The following is a 17,319-nucleotide window of genomic DNA, read 5'->3' on the forward strand; positions in this document are numbered from 1 at the left end:
ATGAACCCGCAAATAAAAGTATTTTTGCCATGCTTGATGCATTGTATTATCTGTCACCACAAAGCATGTTGAAACCATGGTCTCCTACAAGAGGTACGAATATCACACCACCATGATCTTCTTTTGTGATATTTCCATCCATGTCCTTATTGATACGATAGAGACGCTGGTACCTTTTACCTTCAGGAATTGCCATAATTCCTCCGGGTTTAAGCTGCTCTATCAAAGGTAGTGGAGTGCACGGTGCAGAGGCAGTCACACAAATACGGTCATAAGGCGCATGTTCGGGAAGACCCAGAGAACCGTCTGTGCATATGATTTCAACATTAGTGTAACCTGCTTTTTTCAGATTTCCCCGTGCAAAAACAGAAAGCTTTTCAAGCCTTTCAATAGAATAGATCTCTCCCTTTGAACCGATTATCTCCGCCATTACCGCAGCATTGTAACCGGAGCCGGCACCAATCTCAAGTATTTTTAATCCTTCCTGAAGGTCAAGAAGGTCACACATCATAGCTACCATATGTGGCGCTGATATTGTCTGTGCGTAGCCTATGGGTAAAGGGTGGTCAACATAGGCATTCGCTATTTGAATAGAAGGTACGAAAAGGTGTCTGGGCACCTTTTTCATTGCTTTAAGTGTTTTTTCAGATATATTGTATTCTCGTAGAGAATTTACCAGCTTCTTCCTTTCCCTTTCATACTCCATTGGGTTTTTCCATCTCCCCAGCTTTTTCTGACAATTTCTTCTGCAAATATCCTTTTAATGAATTTTGCGGGAATTGCAATGCCAGTTTTAGATTCAAGGGTTCCGTCCCGTATCTTTATCTTTTTGATACGGATCTTTGTTTTATCCACAGTTTCTTCCTGGCCAATAACAAACTCATATCCGCCTGGCACTCTTTTATGAAGTGGTTCGGTTTTTTTTCCTCTGTGAACTGCGATTTTCACTACCACTTCATCAATGGCTCTGCCCCATATAGTAGATATCTCAGAAGCATTGGCTTTTTTGAGTCTTTTTTCACCGGATTCGATTGCGGTTATAAGTATAGGATAAACCTCGTCAGATTCTCCATCATCTACAATAATCTCATCTTCTACCATCAAGTCTTCTTCAGATGTCAGGAGGGTTGTCTGAGTGAAAGACTCATCACCTTTACTGATTATCACTTTGACATTGAAGGTTTTGACCTTCTCTATTTTAGCAGGATGGACATTTTCACATTCCTGGCACTGGACGACAGGATTCTGTCCTCCTTTTAAAACATCATGTGGCACTGCTATTTTTGGTGAACATGCCGGACATACAACTTCAACTTCGTCGTTCATACTCTCTAGTTATGTCATAGTCAGGGGTATGTAAATAATTATCTGTGTCTGTATCTGTAAAATAGGTTAAGTGTTAAAAATATGATAAATTTTATCACTACCACAGAAAATAATATATTGAGTATCTCTTATTATGAATGAGTATCAATTGCATTTTTATAGGTGTATGGTGCATAAATATATTATCTCTGTGTATAGATGGCATGGAAGTATGATCATTGAACTCAGTTATATTCATAGCCAGTAATGGCTCCTGCGAAAATAGTCAATTTAAAAGTATGATCGAAAATGATTTCGATATAATAGAGGTCAATCCATGCAAATCTCTTTTAACAAAGCTTGAAACTTTGATTCCGGATGCTATTGTTATTCAGGAATCCATCGATGATCCGGATACATATCAGGCATGCCAGCAGATAAATTTCTCAGATAAATATCACTTTATTCCAGTTATCTTTACAGGTTCACCTCTGCCCGGTGATAAAAAAGTGAGACTATTAGAATCCGGTGCAGATGATTATTTAGAAGAACCTTATGACTCGGATATTACAGTTGCCTATTTGAGAGCCCTTATTAATAAAAGGCAGAATTTTTCCTGTCTTGCTGAAAAGTATGATGCACTCAAAAAAGAAGTTTCCGGGGCAAAAGTCATATCTGCGGGATGTCTTGATCCGGATGATGAGGAATTATTCAAGGCAACTCTCCAGCAATCGGCAGTAGGTATTGCCCAGATGTCCATAGAGGGCAGGTTCCTGAAGGTTAATGATCGTTTTTGCGATATTGTGGGTTACACCCGGGAAGAACTACTTTCTTTAAATTACATGGATATCACCTATCCTGACAAGGACGGAACTGAACTTAAAATGGTGAAAATGATTCTTGATGGGAATGCTGATTCATTTGAAATTGAAAAGAGATACATTCACAAAAAAGGACATCCTGTATGGGTTAAGTTATACACCAATGTAAGCCGCGATGAATCCGGAAATATTAGAAATGCGTTTTCCATTGTGGCAGACATTTCTGCACAAAAAGAAGCAGAAGCAAGGCTTCATGAAAGTGAGGCATTTTTCAGGACAATGTACGAATCCAGTAGTATCGGTATTGTAAGAATGTCTGTTCATGATAAAAGAATTGAGCAGGCAAATGCTGCTTTTTGTGATATGCTGGGTTATGAAGAGCACGAACTTAAAGGCAAACATCTGCGTGACATAAGTTTTCTTGAAGACATGGCTGAGAATGTTGTGCAACATAACAAACTGGAATCTGGTGAAATTCCCGCTATTAAAATGGAAAAAAGGTATATTCATAAGTCCGGCTATCTTGTACATGCCCTTCTTCATGCAAATCTAATTTTTGACGAAAATGGGAATCCACTTTACTATATGGGCAATGTTCTTGATATAACAGATATCAGGACATCCCAGCAACGCCTGAAGGAAAGTGAGGAAAAGTATCGCGCTTATGTTGATAACTCTCCTCATCCTATTTTTGTAACAGATGTATTTGGTATGCTTCTTGATGTAAATCCTGCCGGATGCAGTCTTACAGGCTATGCCCTTGAAGAACTAATGGACATGAATATCATAGACCTGTGCAGTCCAAAATCTGTAGATGCTGCAACTGAACACTTCCTGAGTGTTAAGAAGAATGCTAAGGTTTCTGCTGAGCTTTTGTTCCTGAAAAAAGATGGGACTGAATTCTATATGCAGGTAGAAGCTGTCATGATTGACAAGAAGACGCTTCTGGCACTCTGTGTAGATACAACAGAACGCAAGCTTACAGAGAAACTGCTCATTGAAGCAAAAATGCTTGCAGAAACTGCTTCTAACTCTAAAAGTGAGTTCCTTGCTAATATTAGTCACGAGCTGCGAACGCCATTAAATATTGTGATAGGTTATTCTGATGTTCTTTTAAGTGAAGTATCGGGTGAATTAAATGAGAAGCAGATGAAGTATTCTTCCAGTATCAAGGATGCGGGTTCGAACCTTCTTGAGATTGTTAATTCCCTTATTTATATTGCAGAGATAGAAGGTGGAAGCCGCGAACTCAACATTATGAAATTCGATCTTAAACCAATGGTGGCTGATCTTGAAAAAATATTCAGGTCTATGGCTTCTAAATATAATTTGATTATGGAATTTGATGTTGATATTAATATCAAGTATGTACTTGCAGACGAATCTAAATTTAAGACCATCCTTCATCATTTGATTGGAAACGCTATAAAATTCAACAAAGAGGGAGGTACAGTACATGTTGTTTTTGGCAGGGATGACGATGATATCAAGGTGCAGGTAATTGATACCGGAATAGGTATTCCGGAAGATAAGCAGGATGAACTTTTTGATCCTTTTGTCCAGCTTGACTGGTCACACGCACGCAGGTACAGTGGCGTAGGCATCGGTCTTTCTCTTGTAAAAGGCCTTGTTGAAATGCATGGTGGCAAAATTTCCCTTGTAAGTAAGGTTGGAGAAGGGACAACTGTTACTTTTACTATTCCCCAAAAGATCTAATTTTTTTAAATAATGTCATATAATATCAGCTTTCAATTGCATTTTTATATATGTTCTATACATAAAACATACTTGTTCTTTATTATAATTTTATATGGACTGATATTTCTTTGAAACATGTAATATTTAATATCAGGAATGGGTCTGATAAAAGAAGCTCATTCACTAATATTATTAAAAAATATTTCGATGTGGTTGAAGTAAATCCATGTAATTCCATTATGGCAGAACTTGATACATTAATACCAGACCTTATTGCAATTGATGTATCTTCCTGTAAACAGGATGCTTATCAGATATCTCAGCAGGTAAAGTTCTCCGGCAAATATTACTTTATACCATTGGTATTTGTTGATTCTGATTTCTCTATTGAAGATAAAGCGAGACTCATTGAGTCAGGAGCAGATGGTTATTTAGAAGAGCCATTTTATATGGATACTACAATTTCCTATCTGGAAGCTCTTATCAGCAAGGGACAGAGCCAAAAAAAATTGTTTTCAAGTCAGGCAAAAAATCAGGTACAAAAATCCAATTTTGCTATTCATGAACCTGAATCCTTTTATTGTGATGATGATTCTCTTTTCAAAGATACTTCTCAACAATCGGCAGTAGGTATTTTCTATACGACCATGGAAGGAGATCTCCTGAAAGTAAACGCCCGTTTTTGTGAGATCGTAGGTTATACACAGGAAGAACTTCTCTCAATAAAATCTATGGATATCACATACCCTGATGAGAGTGAAACCGAAGCTAAAATGCTAAAAAAAATGCTTGACGGGGATATTGATTCATTTGAGATCGAAAAAAGATACATTCACAAGTCCGGATACTTTGTGCATGCTTTGGTTCACGTAGATATCGTCTACAATAGTAAAGATGTTCCATATTACATTAGCAGTGTGCTTGATATAACCGATATACGAACATCTCAGCAACGTCTTAAGAGAAGTGAGGAAAAATACCGTACATATGTTGACAATTCACCACATCCTATTTTTGTAACTGATATATTTGGTATGGTTCTTGATGTGAATCCAGCTGCATGTTCTCATACAGAATATTCTGCTGAAGAACTCATGGGTATGAACATCCTTGATCTATGTAATCAAGAATCTATGTCTGAAACTACAGATTATTTTTTGAGGGTGGAGACAGAAGGTGAAGCTTCTGGTGAGTTTTTATTCACAAAAAAGGATGGTACTGATTTCTATATGCAGATAGAAGCGGTAATGCTGAATGGCAATAAACTTCTGGCACTTTGTGTGGATACAACTGTGCGCAATCTTTCTGAGAAAATGTTAATGGATGCAAAAGTACTTGCAGAATACGCTTCAAATTCAAAAAGTGAATTTTTGGCTAATATCAGCCATGAGCTGCGCACTCCTCTTGATATAATAATTGGTTATACTGATGTATTGTTAAATGAGCTCTCTGATAAATTAAACGAAGAACAACTAAAATATTTTTGCCGGATTAATGAAGCAGGTTCTAACCTTCTTGAAACAGTAAACTCTTTGATATATGTTGCAGAGATTGAAGCTGGAAACTGCGAACTCGATATTATAAATTTTGATTTGAAGCCAATGGTCGCTGAACTTGAAAATATATTTCGTCCAATGGCTTCCAAAAAGAACGTTATGATTGAATTTGAGATCGGGACGGGTCTTGAATGTATCTTTGCAGATGACTCTAAATTCAATGCTATTCTTCATAATTTGATTGAAAATGCCATTAAATTCAATAGGGAAGGAGGATCTGTAAAAATCATTTTTGAAGATGCCGGCAATGATATTCGTGTTCAGGTAATTGATACCGGCATCGGTATTTTGGAAGATAAGCAGGAAATATTTTTTGAACCATTTGTCCAGCTTGACTGGTCACACGCACGCAGATACAGTGGCGTAGGCATCGGTCTTTCTCTTGTAAAAGGACTTGTTGAAATGCATGGTGGTAAGATTTCTCTTGTAAGTAAGGTTGGAGAAGGAACCACAGTTACTTTTACAATTCCACAAAAATTGTAATTTTACTTTTAATTTTGAAATTCATATTTGTTTTCTCATGACGATTGCATCTGACTTTTCATCGTCATCAAAAAAGCATTTTATTATCTGAATTTCGTGGAATCCACTTTTTTCATAGATTCTTTTTGCAGCATGCCAGTTTTCTGATACAATAAGGACAATGCTTGATATTTCATATTTGCTGCAAATTCTGCTTACAAGTTCTGAGAAAAGAGTATTTCCATAACCTCTTCCACGATATTTTTCCAGAACTCCGATGGAAGATATGTAAAGTTCTTTCCCGTCATTTTTGTGAGTTTCAGTAATGCTGTGTCCAAGTTTAAATTTTTCAATGTTGATGTTTTCAGAATAATCCCAGAGTTCTGAGGAAATATATCCCGCAATTTCTTCGTTTATCTCCATAACCAGAAATCCATTAGGTAATGTTTCTATTCTTTCAAGGAAAGTATCAGCGTTTTCAGCGATATTAGAATGGAATGAGTCATGCTCAACACACATTATTCCTTCAATATCCTCTTTTTCAGCATTCCTTATTGAAATCTTCACTGGACCACCGGAATTGATAGTAAAAATGAGTTCAAAGGCATGAATTCATGCCATGTCTTATGCAGGATTTATTTCTCACTTGCAGCGTGAGCAGCAATGAATTCCCTGAGAAGTTTCGTTCCCAGAAGTGCGCTTATCCCGTTATCATATTCCGGAGCAATTTCCATAACATCAAAACCAATAGAAATTGGTGCAAGTGCACGTATAACTTCGCGAACATCGATATCTGTCAGTCCGAAAGGTTCAGGTGTGCCAAGACCGGGTGCATACGCGGGGTCAATTGCATCCATATCAAGTGAAAGGTAGATTTTCTTACAACCGAGGTATTCCTTGACTTCTGAAATGACCTGTTTAATTCCAGTTTCACGGACATCGTCTGCAGTGTAGTATTTGATGCCATTTTCTTTGGCATAGACCCATTCTTCCTTTGGTCCGCTGCGAACACCTATTGTCACGTAGGTGTCTGTGATATCATCGCGAACGTGCCTTGAAACACATGCATGGTTATTCCTGATACCTCCGTACTCTTCCCGGAGGTCAAAATGTGCGTCCAGTACCACAAAGCCAATTTCTTCTCCTGCTTCCTCTGCACATGCTTTAACACAGGGATAGGTAAGTGAGTGTTCTCCTCCCATCATAATAGGAATCTTACCGTCTTTTACAATTGGCCTGACTGCATGGTAAAGATCCTCAAGTGTTTCGTCAACTGAAGAATAAGGCTCAAGGTTTCCGATATCGTGTATTAGCAGGTCTTCAAAATCAATGTCAAAATGCTGGTTATAGGTTTCAAAATTCACTGAGGCTTTTCTCATTGCATCAGGAGCCCAGCGACTTCCAGGCCTGAATGAGGATGTAGCATCAAAAGGGACACCGAATATAACATACTTTGCAGAATCATAGTCTGCAAACGCATCCATCATATCAGGTTTGTAGAACATAAATTCAGAAATTAAAAAAAGATAAGAAAAGTTAGGGTTCGATCATCTGAGATCGAACTTCATCTTGCCCATTGCGGTGAGGTAGGAAACCTCTTCTCCCTCAACGATTCTCTCCTTGTATTCCTCAGGAACAGTCATTTCGAATGTTGAGAAGTCGCCCATGTCCATGAGCTGTGCAATATTACCTGAAAGTGATAGTACCTGTGCGTTCTTTCTTTCGACAACAGGGACGTATGTCTTGTCAGATACCGGACCGATAATTGACCTCTTCTGTCCGTCAAAAAGTCCGATTACATCGATTCTTGCCTTTGCTGAACCGTGTTTTCCTGGTTTTGATTTGGATATGCTTTTAATGACACAGGGTTCGTCATCTACAATGACGTACTTACCCTCTTTGAGTTCTTTAATTTCAACTTGTATTTTCACTTAAAATCCTCCATAATCGTAACAATTAGTTATGAGCTTAAAAGGTATAAGGGTATAATTCTTAATGCTATATATGAACTTAACCTTTGATTCCGCATTAATCGGAGGTAATAATAAGAGGAATCTAATATATATGTATTTATATCCTCTTCATTCTGCAGAACTATCTTTTCTATCTTTTTCTTCACAAATGTCGAGTTCTTTTAGTTTCTCTTCTTCCGGTATACCCTCAACATTCCATCCTCTGAAATGGTAATAGTCCAGAATAGTCTTTTCAAACTCGTTTTTCTCAATGTCACCATCATCAAAGAAAATATCGGGAAGTGTATCGTCTTTTGATTTAATTCCTGCTTTCAGGTTGAACATCCTTTCCATGTTGAATATTCTTTCACCTGCCTTGAGCAGTTCTTCAGCAGAATAGTTCTCACCGGTAAGATTATTCAGCAGAGCGGCAAAATCAACCTCTCCTACCGCAAGCATTGTAAACGGACACAGAACCAGTGAATCAATAACAGCCGTAAGGTCCTGGAAATATAGTACAAGAGCAGCTTTTCCATCAAATTTGTCTCTCTCAAGAAGCATGGGTTTGCCCATTATCTCCGGGCCAACCATAAATGCGCTTAGATGAGAGCCACCTGTGTTTGATGTCGCATAAGCAATTGCCATTCCTTTTATTTCCCTGGGGTCATATCCCGGAATCTCAAGACCTTTCACTGCAGTGTCACACTCTTCTTTTCCAATGGACTGCAGGTAATCATGGGTACCTTTGCAAACGTAATGTGTTCCTTCTCCAATTTCTGTGGCAATTTCTTTGACTTCATCCATTGTGATCCATGGCTTAATTTCCATGTAGGCTGCGATTGCAGATCCTACTGAAATGGGGTCCAGTCCATAATCTAGACAGAGGCTGTCAAGTTCCCTGACAAGTATAATGTCATCATTTCCGATGTTCGGTCCGAATGCCCATATTGAATCATAATCCGGCACAGGCTTTCCATCCGGGTCTGTTCGTTTGCAGCCAATGGGGCAGGCGTAGCATGGTGCCTCTTTTAAATGGAATGTATTGTTTAGCTCTTCTCCTGAAAGCTTCTCTGAATTCTGGAACTTCTTTTCACGGAAGTTCATGGCTGGCAAAGTTCCCATATAGTCCAGAAGGTCAATAATCACGGAACTGCCGTACTTTTTAAGTCCCTTGGAAGCAGGAGGGCTTGCAGTCAGAAGTTTCTTTGCTTTTTCTATACCTTTTTCAAACTCATCAGGCTTTGCAACTTCTATCTTATTAGTGCCTTTGACAACGATAGCTTTGAGATTCTTTGAACCTGCAATGGCACCATGCCCGCCACGGCCGCTTGAATATATGTGATCATTAACGATGTTTGCCATGCTGACTAACGTTTCACCGGCTTTGCCTATACAGGCAACCTTTCCTTTTTCCTCAAGAAGATTAGTTGTTTCAGCAGTATTTTTTCCCCAGAGATGTTCCGCAGGCAATATTTCCACTTCTTCGTCAAAGATTTTGATATACACCGGTTTTTCAGCTTTGCCTGTTATCACAAGGGCATCAATGCCTGCAAATTTGAGCTCGGCTCCAAAATAGCCACCCACATTTGTGCTGAATAATGTTGACGTAAGCGAAGACTTACATGTGATAGAAAAATGTCCGGACATCGGGACAGAGGTTCCTGTGAGTGGTCCGGTTGTGATTATAAGGGGGTTTTCAGGGCTCAGCGGGTCAAGTTCAGGGTCGGCAAAATCCTGCATAAACCTGCATGCAAGACCACGTCCACCTATAAATTGCTCAACATAATTTTTTTCAGTTTTAGTTTCTGTTACTGAGTTGTTGCCCAGATCTACGATAACTGTTCTTCCAGTCCATCCGTACATATTTTACCCCATATGTTTCTCTTTTTCCCCACCATCAATACATATTATCTTTTTCATCATTTATTTTCTTTTGCAGTTCGCTTCCATTTCAAGCATTTGTCTTTTAAGCTCGACCTTTTCTCCACAGGTCTCACCACAAAACCCTCCAATGCCGGAAGACGAAACTACACGGTGGCAGGGAATGATTATTGGATAAGGATTTTTGGCAACAGCAGAGCCAACAGCTCTGGCCGCCCTTTCTCTTCCAACTCTGCAAGCCAGTTCCCTGTAAGTTACTGTTTCACCATAGGGTATTTTTCTGACTTCTTCAAGGACTTCACGCTGGAATTGTGTGAGTTCCGAAAGGTCAACTTCATAATCTGAAAAATCAATTATCTCTCCGCCAAAATATCTCAGTATGGCTTGAAAGATGGTCATGTCACTCATTTTTCTCTTCCCCGCCAGTATCTTTGAATACATCATCTTCAAGCTTTTTTCTCTGTTTCTTATATCGAAGCCATCCTGTTCCGTGATATGAAACTAAAATCGCTGCTCCGATCAACAGAGCCAGAAGCAGATAACGAGTAGAATTGAAGAGCAGTGGATTAAGATTTTCACTGCGGTCATATTTTGGGTACATAATGTCATTTCTGTCGTCACTGTGCCCAAGTCCAAGTGCGTGTCCAAGTTCATGTGCGGCTATATCTTCCATGGAACTGTCGCCGTATTGTCTCCATGCATAACCTTCATAGTTTCCGGTTTCAAGGACAATATCCACTCTTTCATATTGACCGTTTGCGATGTATGGCCTTGTAAATCCTGCGATTCCATTTGCTGAACCTGCATCCTTTTCGAGATTATCTACCCACATAATCAATATGTCAGCATTATCTACTTCAACAACCTGGAATTCGGGCTGGAAATCAAGCTGTCCGTTTCCTCCATTTTCCCAGTATGCAAGGGCATTCAGTACGTCTTCCCTGTAACTGGGGCTGTAATGCTCCGGTAAATCGGTGTCGTCAATGTAAACTGTAATGGGGCTGTGGTCCCACGGTTGTGACGCTATAACAGGTTCGTTATAATCTGTATGTCGCATACCCTCAAAAGCAAGAGCCAGCAAAACAGTAACTATGAGTATTTTTATGATCAGGTTCGTTCTGCTCATTGGTATTCTGAAATTGTTTCTGTTTGCTTATTAGTTATTTGGCAGTCAGTATTGCTGTGAATTTGCAGCAAAGGAGTAAACGTATATTTGATAAGTCCTATCACAATTTATGAAAAAACGTGTTGCTGTTGTCTTTGACAGTGCCGGGACACTGTTGCATATGTATCGTGTTGCAAAGGACATGAGCGATGGCTCTGTGCTGGAAGACATACAGACAACTCTTCTTGTTGCTGAAAAAGCTAACAGGGCACTTGTGGTTATGCGCACCCGCTTTGATGATTTGTGGCAATGTTCACCCGACCTTGAGCTCAGGGAATTCATTGAGATGTATGATGTTTCTCTGGGAATAAGCTGTTCAAGCAGTCCTTTTGAGCTTGAAGATGTTTACAGTATAATTCGTGACAATACTGTGAAAATCAAAGACATCTATGACGTAGTTTCTCACGTAAAAGGGCGTTGTCCTGAGATTTCATATCTGGCAGCAGGTCTTGTTGTGGATTCTCAGGAGAGTCTGATTCCTTATGTTCTTAGCACCGGTGGAAAAATGTATTCCAGTACCCTGGAAACCATTCGGACTGTAAGAGAACTTGGTGTTGATATTTTCATAGCTTCAGGAGACGACTCCCAAAATCTTCAGGTACTTGCGTCTTCACTCTCAATCCCCATGAAAGATGTTTTTGCAGTTGCCACAACACATGATAAAGAACGTATTGTGAAAAACCTGAAAAATAACCACGATATTGTTGTCATGGTGGGCGACGGAATGAACGATATACTTGCATTGAGGGCTGCTGATATTGGAATCCTTACGTCGCAGCAGGGAGATGAACGCCCCCAGGTGTTGAAGGATTCTGCAGACATTATCATAGGCAATATCATTGATGTAGTGAACATTATAAAGAATGTGGATGGTTACGTCACTTCATAAAATCAACATGTGCATCCCTTTTTTAGAAGTTAACACCGCGAAGCAGATGCGTTATGTTTATGTATTGAGTTCAATAATCCAACAGTAATTCTTTAAAAAAGACGCTAAAAACTTGTTATCAGGTCTGCATGGGTTCCAGCAGAACTAGTTTTGTATGTAGTCTGCAAAACCGTTAAGTAATTTGAGTAGATATGCATATCATTATTAGTGAAACAGGACTCCTATGCACCCCTGGGCGGAGGAAATCAAATGGCATTATTCATTGAAGTCAAAAACCTGACACTTGAATTTGATGGTGTCAAAGTTCTCAAAGATATAAATCTAACCATAAACGAGGGAGAAGTTCTCGGAATCCTCGGTAGAAGTGGTTCTGGTAAAACAGTATTGATGCACGTCCTGCGTGGTGTTGAAGAGTACGAAGGCATTAGTGGAGAAGTAATATACCATCTTGCAAGATGCGAGAAGTGCGGACACATGGAGCCGCCAAGCAAAGCGGGACAGCAGTGTCCTGAATGTGGTGAAACTCTCAAACCTTTCGAAGCTGATTTCATTAAACTTTCCTTACACGATGGTGACAGACGTGAGATCACCAAAAGGATTGCTATCATGCTCCAGCGTACTTTCGCGCTTTATGGTGATGACAGGGTTATTACCAATGTGGTAAACTCACTTACAGAGGTCGGTGTTAACAGTGAAACTGCTGTTTCCCGCGCGGTGGAGTTACTGGAAAAGGTTCAGCTCTCACACCGTATGATGCACGTGGCACGTGATCTTAGTGGTGGAGAAAAGCAGAGAGTAGTACTCGCCCGTCAGCTTGTAAGAGACCCAATGCTTCTCATTGCAGACGAGCCAACCGGTACACTTGACCCAAGGACTGCTGATGTGGTCCATGATGTTATTGCAAAGGCAGTAAAAGACTACAACATGACAATGGTCATTACTTCCCACTGGTCAGAAGTAGTTGAAGACCTTGCAGACAAGGCTATCATTCTTGAAGATGGTGCAATTGTAAAGGAAGGTGAACCTTCCGAAGTTGCTAAAGACTTCATGCAGATGATCTGCACTATTGAAAAGAAATGTGATGTTCCTGTAGGTGACCCGCTTATTAAAGTGGACAACCTTGTCAAGAAATATATTTCCGTAAGCAGGGGTGTTGTTTACGCCGTTAATGATATCTCCTTTGATGTAAAAGAAGGAGAAATATTCGGTCTTGCAGGTACAAGTGGTGCCGGAAAGACAACAACATCTGAAGTACTAATGGGCATTGTGTCCCCAACCAGCGGTGATGTACAGGTACGCGTTGGTGAGGAATGGGTCGACATGAGAAAACCGGGTCCTGAATGCAGGGGTCGTGCTGTCAAGTACATGGGAATACTGCACCAGGAATATGGTCTTTACATTCACAGGACTATCATCGACAACCTTACTGAATCCATAGGTATTGACCTTCCATACGAGCTTGCTGTCAGAAAGGCCATCAACACACTGATTGCAACCGGATTTACTGAGGAGAAGGCAAAATCTATATTATCAAAGATGTCAGATGAGATTAGTGAAGGTGAAAGGCACAGGGTTGCACTTGCCCAGATCCTGATGAAGGAACCTAATATCATTATAATGGATGAACCAACGGGAACAATGGACCCGTTCACAAAGAAAGAGGTTACAAAATCTATTCTGGAAGCACGTGAGAAAATGGGTGATACATTCGTTATCGTATCTCACGATATGGACTTCCTAGAAGAGATATGTGACCGCGTAGCTCTTATGAGGCATGGCAAGATAGTCAGTGTCGGTGATCCAAAGACCGTTCTGGCAGAGCTTACCGAAGAAGAGCGTATGGAAGCAGCAGAAACATGATATTTTAGATATACACGGAGGAGTTTGGCACGAGTGGCGAAATAACGGTAGAGATTAACGGACAGGAACTTAAATTACCCGAAAGTTCAACTCTTGAGGACGCCATCAAGGTGTCAAACGCCCCCTATAAAAAGGGTACAGCAATTGGTATACTTATTGAGAAGGAAGACCAGAAGTCACAGGCTTCAAAAGAATATCTTGTGAAGACTTCTAAAGGTGAGTTCAAAATAGAGCTCATCGATGAATCTTCTCCTTCTTCCAAACGCTGGATTTCCATTTTTAAAGAGCTTACAGAACTTCCTGTGCGCTGGACAAACAAAGACGTACTTGCATTTGGTCCTTTCAGCACTGAAATGGAACCGTCACGTGAAAAATCCGATATGGAACGGTTCACACTGCTTTTTGGTGCAGGTGGTGGCGATGCTGCAAACACTCACATTATTGTAAGCAAAACACGTCACTCAGCAGAATATGGCGCACCAGAGGAAGGTGTGTTTGCAAGACTAATAAGCGGAAAACATGTAATTTCTGATCTTGATAGAGGAGACAGAATATTATCTGTCGAACCGGTTGTTGAATGGGAAAAAGTTGGAGAACACATCTCTACTACAGATCTTTCAACAAAACTTGAAGACGGTTATCGCATTTTTACTTATATTAAGATTGAGATAGACCCTCTGGCTCCCGAAGGTGCAGAGTTCTTCTTCTCAGTAACAAGGGATGGAACTTTCCATATTGATTATCTTTCAACTTCATTTATATCCGATCATCGTTTCCAGGGTGAACTTGTAACCTATGAGAATTTCGAGGCAAGATCCACTGGTTCAGTATTTGTAAGGACCGTGGGATACGGTGCCGGAAAACTTTTCATTTCAACCGACGCCCGCACTTCATCTATCATGCATTCTGTGATAGGTCATGTTGTGCAGGGAATCGAACTTGCAAGGATTGCAGAAAAAGGCCAGAAAGTCATGCTTGAATCAGTTCCGGACCAGGTTATGCTTCTTGGAATGACTAATGCGGAAGCAGAAGCTGAAATGTCAGAGCAGGGAATTGAACTTACAAGGGAAGGCTATACCGGTGATGATGGGTTTATTGTAAAACAGTCTCCATCAACCACAATTGAGATTCTGGATGAAAAGAAAGTAACAGTACAGGGTGTTGATCCTGAGATGCTTGTAGAGATCGAACTTTATGATGATCTTGCTCCAAAGACTCTTGATTTCTTCAGGCATGCAGTGGGTCTGCAGTATAATCCGGTTGGTGAGCTTCCGGTAATGATGACTTATGAAAATACCTATATTTTCAAGGCTGAAAAGCCTGCAGAATCTTATAAGGAGATTTTCCCGGAAAACACTCCGTCCAAGACAATTGCAGGTGAGATAGGTGTTACAAACCAGGCTGCAAAGAGAGCCGGAATGATAGGTGTAAAATTAGCTGATGATGACCTTTTCGGTCCGACAGGTGAGAGATTTGGAAATACCAATATTATCGGTAAGATACTGAATCCTGAAAAACTCAAACATTTCAAGGATAACGATCTAATGTATGTCTTAGAGAGCAGCAAGGAGGAATGAAAATGGCCGAAGATAATATTGATGTCATAACAAAGCTTGTTGTTACAAGTTCTGACAGTGTGCTGCCTATCGATGCCGCCATGAAGATATACGAATCCAGCACAGATATTGTGATTAAGGAGACATGTTTTGGGACAATGGTCACCGGGCCGAGAGAGGCCGTCAACAAAGTAGTAAAAGAGATTGTTGATCTTGATAAAAATCATATTTTCGTAAAAGAGAGAGGTTTCCCTCCAGGTGATGACAGGCGATGCCGTGCTTCCCGTGGAGGAGGTTCCAGACCTGGTTTCTATTTCCTCAAGGAAGAGGCAATGATGCTCCCGGTGATAGGAAATGCGCTTGACAAATACGATGAACATGTTCCGCTTAAAGAGAAAGAACACAAGAAAAAACTTGGAGTGAAAGATCTTCAGGATATACTTGAATCCAGCTTATGAGGCAATACCATGGCTAAAGTTATCATATACCCTACAAACAGTCTGATCCTTTCTGACCTGGTGCAGAGGTTCGGTCACACACCACTGGCAATGATGGAAAAGATAAAGGAAAAGGTCACGACCGTTGGTGTTGATTCACCACCTATGAATATTACAGCAGAGGAACCAAAGCATGGTCTGAAGTACGCTGCTGTTGAAGTTCCTGCAGGTGTCAGGGGCAGGATGGCCATCGTAGGCCCCATGATAGAGGAGGCAGAAGCTGGCATCATTGTAGGAGAATCCCCAATGGCTTTTGGTTGCATGGGATGTGCCCGTACCAACGAACTCACCAAGTATCTCATAAGAAGCCGCGAAATGCCAATTCTTGAACTGGAGTTCCCAAAAGACGATGATGAAGGGCAGGAATTTGTCTACAAGATTGCAGAGTTTTTGAAATCACTGGATGAAGTCAAATCAGAGGAGGCAACAGAATGAATGATGAAGCTGTTGTAAAAGTGGCACTCGTATCATGCGGTTCCGAATATGCAGGTGTTCACGGAGAATTGGAGTCTGTGGCTTCAAGTGTTAATGCTAAACTTGTCTATCCTGAAATTGAGATCGATATCCTTGATGATATCGGTAAGGATTTTGGAATAGAGGCAGCAAGTCCTGATCTTCGTCTTATGATGGCAAGGGCAAAAGCTGTTGTAGAAGGCATCACGGACGTAGATGGTGTTTTTATCACATCATGTTTCAGATGTGCAGAAGCAGCAATCGTCAGAAATGAAATCCGCCGTTACATCAACAAACATTCAGAACTTCCTGTTATCAGTTATTCATTTACAGAGCGTACGACTGCAGCAACATTGCTGACACGTATGGAAGCTCTCACAACTATCGCAAGACGCAGACATCTGCTTGCAAGGGAAAAGCAGAGTGGTCTAACAGCAGGACTTGACTCAGGTTCAACAACTACCAAGGCTGTTATCATGAAGGACAATAAGATAATTGGTTCCGGGTGGGTGCCTACTATCAAAGTTATTGACAGTGCAAGGGAAGCTTTTGATCAGGCTCTTGAAGAAGCCGGAGTTAAAGAAGAGGATATCCAGGCGATCGGCACTACAGGTTACGGACGTTTCCTTATCGGTGAACACTTTGGTGCCAAACTGGTACAGGAAGAGATCACTGTCAACTCAAAGGGTGCAGTTTACCTTGCAGATTCCCAAAAAGGTCATGCAACTGTAATTGATATTGGTGGGATGGACAACAAAGCCATATCGGTCGACGACGGAATCCCAGGAATGTTTACCATGGGAGGTATCTGTGCAGGTGCATCAGGTCGTTTCCTTGATATGACTGCAAAAAGGCTTGGTGTCGATATTACAGAACTGGGTGCACTTGCGGTTAAGGGTATGGAACAGAATGTTGACATGAACAGTTACTGTATCGTTTTCGGTATTCAGTCACTTGTCAACTCCCTTGCGAAGGGTTCAACACCTGAGGATGTTGCAGCGGCAGCATGTCACAGTGTTGTAGAGCAAATTTTTGAACAGCAGCTTCAGGAAGTCGATGTTAAGGAACCGCTTATCCTTGTAGGAGGTTCATCTCTTATCGAAGGAGTTCCAAAAGCTCTTGGTGAGCTGCTCAAGATCAATGTTCTCGTACCACCGAACTCCCACCTTATTGGTGCTGTAGGAAGTGCTTTACTGGCTTCAGGATACGTGGAGGAGTAATTCT

At 40.7% G+C, this 17,319-nt stretch carries 16 protein-coding genes; 8 read left to right on the forward strand and 8 right to left on the reverse strand.

The genetic code is table 11. The features are described 5' to 3' along the window. Nucleotides 1–46: 46 nt before the first annotated feature. Together METTI_RS08140 and METTI_RS08145 are read right to left on the reverse strand one after the other, a co-directional pair. Nucleotides 47–706 (reverse strand): protein-L-isoaspartate O-methyltransferase, encoded by a 660-nt coding sequence (locus tag METTI_RS08140; protein ID WP_023845340.1) that lies wholly within the window; start codon nt 704–706, stop codon nt 47–49. After that, nucleotides 673–1,326, reverse strand: coding sequence for an HVO_0476 family zinc finger protein (locus METTI_RS08145; protein WP_023845341.1), 654 nt, complete (start codon nt 1,324–1,326; stop codon nt 673–675). The genes METTI_RS08140 and METTI_RS08145 overlap by 34 nt, the downstream gene beginning before the upstream one ends. A 278-nt stretch (nt 1,327–1,604) precedes the next feature. Here METTI_RS08145 and METTI_RS08150 point away from each other — a divergent pair, with 278 nt between their 5' ends. Further along, nucleotides 1,605–3,842, forward strand: coding sequence for a PAS domain S-box protein (locus METTI_RS08150; protein ID WP_048135318.1), 2,238 nt, complete (start codon nt 1,605–1,607; stop codon nt 3,840–3,842). A 191-nt stretch (nt 3,843–4,033) separates the two neighbouring features. Continuing rightward, nucleotides 4,034–5,863 (forward strand): PAS domain S-box protein, encoded by a 1,830-nt coding sequence (locus METTI_RS08155; RefSeq protein WP_156916263.1) that lies wholly within the window; start codon nt 4,034–4,036, stop codon nt 5,861–5,863. Between the two features lie 21 nt (nt 5,864–5,884). On the opposite strand, the gene METTI_RS08160 is transcribed toward METTI_RS08155, so the two are convergent. The 6 genes from METTI_RS08160 to METTI_RS08185 all read right to left on the reverse strand — a co-directional run bounded on the left by METTI_RS08160 (nt 5,885) and on the right by METTI_RS08185 (nt 10,801). After that, the gene (locus METTI_RS08160; RefSeq protein ID WP_023845344.1) at nt 5,885–6,409 is read right to left on the reverse strand and encodes a GNAT family N-acetyltransferase; all 525 of its coding nucleotides are present in this window, start codon (nt 6,407–6,409) and stop codon (nt 5,885–5,887) included. A gap of 68 nt (nt 6,410–6,477) precedes the next feature. After that, complete coding sequence (gene speB, locus METTI_RS08165; protein WP_023845345.1) at nt 6,478–7,347, reverse strand: agmatinase; 870 nt, start codon at nt 7,345–7,347, stop codon at nt 6,478–6,480. Between the two features lie 42 nt (nt 7,348–7,389). Next, nucleotides 7,390–7,773, reverse strand: coding sequence for a translation initiation factor IF-5A (locus METTI_RS08170; protein WP_023845346.1), 384 nt, complete (start codon nt 7,771–7,773; stop codon nt 7,390–7,392). Nucleotides 7,774–7,923: 150 nt separating this feature from the next. Continuing rightward, nucleotides 7,924–9,657 (reverse strand): aldehyde ferredoxin oxidoreductase family protein, encoded by a 1,734-nt coding sequence (locus tag METTI_RS08175; RefSeq protein ID WP_023845347.1) that lies wholly within the window; start codon nt 9,655–9,657, stop codon nt 7,924–7,926. A 60-nt stretch (nt 9,658–9,717) separates the two neighbouring features. Then, a complete protein-coding gene (locus METTI_RS08180; protein WP_023845348.1) occupies nt 9,718–10,083 on the reverse strand; it encodes a methylated-DNA--[protein]-cysteine S-methyltransferase in 366 nt (121 codons plus the stop codon). Beyond that, nucleotides 10,076–10,801 carry a matrixin family metalloprotease gene (locus METTI_RS08185; RefSeq protein WP_023845349.1) on the reverse strand — a complete coding sequence of 242 codons (726 nt, stop codon included), beginning with the start codon at nt 10,799–10,801 and terminating at the stop codon, nt 10,076–10,078. The genes METTI_RS08180 and METTI_RS08185 overlap by 8 nt, the downstream gene beginning before the upstream one ends. 109 nt (nt 10,802–10,910) lie before the next feature. On the opposite strand from METTI_RS08185, the gene METTI_RS08190 reads away from it, so the two are divergent. From METTI_RS08190 to METTI_RS08215, 6 genes are all read left to right on the forward strand, one after another. Then, nucleotides 10,911–11,729 carry an HAD family hydrolase gene (locus METTI_RS08190; RefSeq protein WP_023845350.1) on the forward strand — a complete coding sequence of 273 codons (819 nt, stop codon included), beginning with the start codon at nt 10,911–10,913 and terminating at the stop codon, nt 11,727–11,729. A gap of 249 nt (nt 11,730–11,978) precedes the next feature. Further along, nucleotides 11,979–13,589: a methyl coenzyme M reductase system, component A2 gene (atwA, locus tag METTI_RS08195; RefSeq protein ID WP_023845351.1), complete on the forward strand. Its 1,611-nt coding sequence runs from the start codon at nt 11,979–11,981 to the stop codon at nt 13,587–13,589. Nucleotides 13,590–13,642: 53 nt separating this feature from the next. Continuing rightward, nucleotides 13,643–15,166: a methyl-coenzyme M reductase-associated protein Mmp3 gene (gene mmp3, locus METTI_RS08200; RefSeq protein WP_342665138.1), complete on the forward strand. Its 1,524-nt coding sequence runs from the start codon at nt 13,643–13,645 to the stop codon at nt 15,164–15,166. Between the two features lie 2 nt (nt 15,167–15,168). Beyond that, nucleotides 15,169–15,603 (forward strand): methanogenesis marker 6 protein, encoded by a 435-nt coding sequence (locus METTI_RS08205; protein ID WP_023845353.1) that lies wholly within the window; start codon nt 15,169–15,171, stop codon nt 15,601–15,603. Between the two features lie 9 nt (nt 15,604–15,612). Beyond that, a complete protein-coding gene (locus METTI_RS08210; protein ID WP_023845354.1) occupies nt 15,613–16,077 on the forward strand; it encodes a methanogenesis marker 5 protein in 465 nt (154 codons plus the stop codon). After that, on the forward strand, nt 16,074–17,315 hold the full coding sequence (locus METTI_RS08215; protein ID WP_023845355.1) for a methanogenesis marker 15 protein: 1,242 nt from the start codon (nt 16,074–16,076) through the stop codon (nt 17,313–17,315). Before METTI_RS08210 ends, METTI_RS08215 begins: the two co-directional genes overlap by 4 nt. Nucleotides 17,316–17,319: the final 4 nt, after the last annotated feature.

Source organism: Methanolobus tindarius DSM 2278 (assembly GCF_000504205.1).
GTDB classification, from domain to species: domain Archaea; phylum Halobacteriota; class Methanosarcinia; order Methanosarcinales; family Methanosarcinaceae; genus Methanolobus; species Methanolobus tindarius.

Bases quoted from the DNA above. Each gene is read 5' to 3' on its own strand.
- METTI_RS08140 (WP_023845340.1), bottom strand. From the start codon at position 706: ATGGAGTATGAAAGGGAAAGGAAGAAGCTGGTAAATTCTCTACGAGAA.
- METTI_RS08145 (WP_023845341.1), bottom strand. From the start codon at position 1,326: ATGAACGACGAAGTTGAAGTTGTATGTCCGGCATGTTCACCAAAAATA.
- METTI_RS08150 (WP_048135318.1), top strand. From the start codon at position 1,605: ATGATCGAAAATGATTTCGATATAATAGAGGTCAATCCATGCAAATCT.
- speB (WP_023845345.1), bottom strand. From the start codon at position 7,347: ATGTTCTACAAACCTGATATGATGGATGCGTTTGCAGACTATGATTCT.
- METTI_RS08175 (WP_023845347.1), bottom strand. From the start codon at position 9,657: ATGTACGGATGGACTGGAAGAACAGTTATCGTAGATCTGGGCAACAAC.
- METTI_RS08180 (WP_023845348.1), bottom strand. From the start codon at position 10,083: ATGAGTGACATGACCATCTTTCAAGCCATACTGAGATATTTTGGCGGA.
- METTI_RS08185 (WP_023845349.1), bottom strand. From the start codon at position 10,801: ATGAGCAGAACGAACCTGATCATAAAAATACTCATAGTTACTGTTTTG.
- METTI_RS08190 (WP_023845350.1), top strand. From the start codon at position 10,911: ATGAAAAAACGTGTTGCTGTTGTCTTTGACAGTGCCGGGACACTGTTG.
- atwA (WP_023845351.1), top strand. From the start codon at position 11,979: ATGGCATTATTCATTGAAGTCAAAAACCTGACACTTGAATTTGATGGT.
- METTI_RS08205 (WP_023845353.1), top strand. From the start codon at position 15,169: ATGGCCGAAGATAATATTGATGTCATAACAAAGCTTGTTGTTACAAGT.
- METTI_RS08210 (WP_023845354.1), top strand. From the start codon at position 15,613: ATGGCTAAAGTTATCATATACCCTACAAACAGTCTGATCCTTTCTGAC.
- METTI_RS08215 (WP_023845355.1), top strand. From the start codon at position 16,074: ATGAATGATGAAGCTGTTGTAAAAGTGGCACTCGTATCATGCGGTTCC.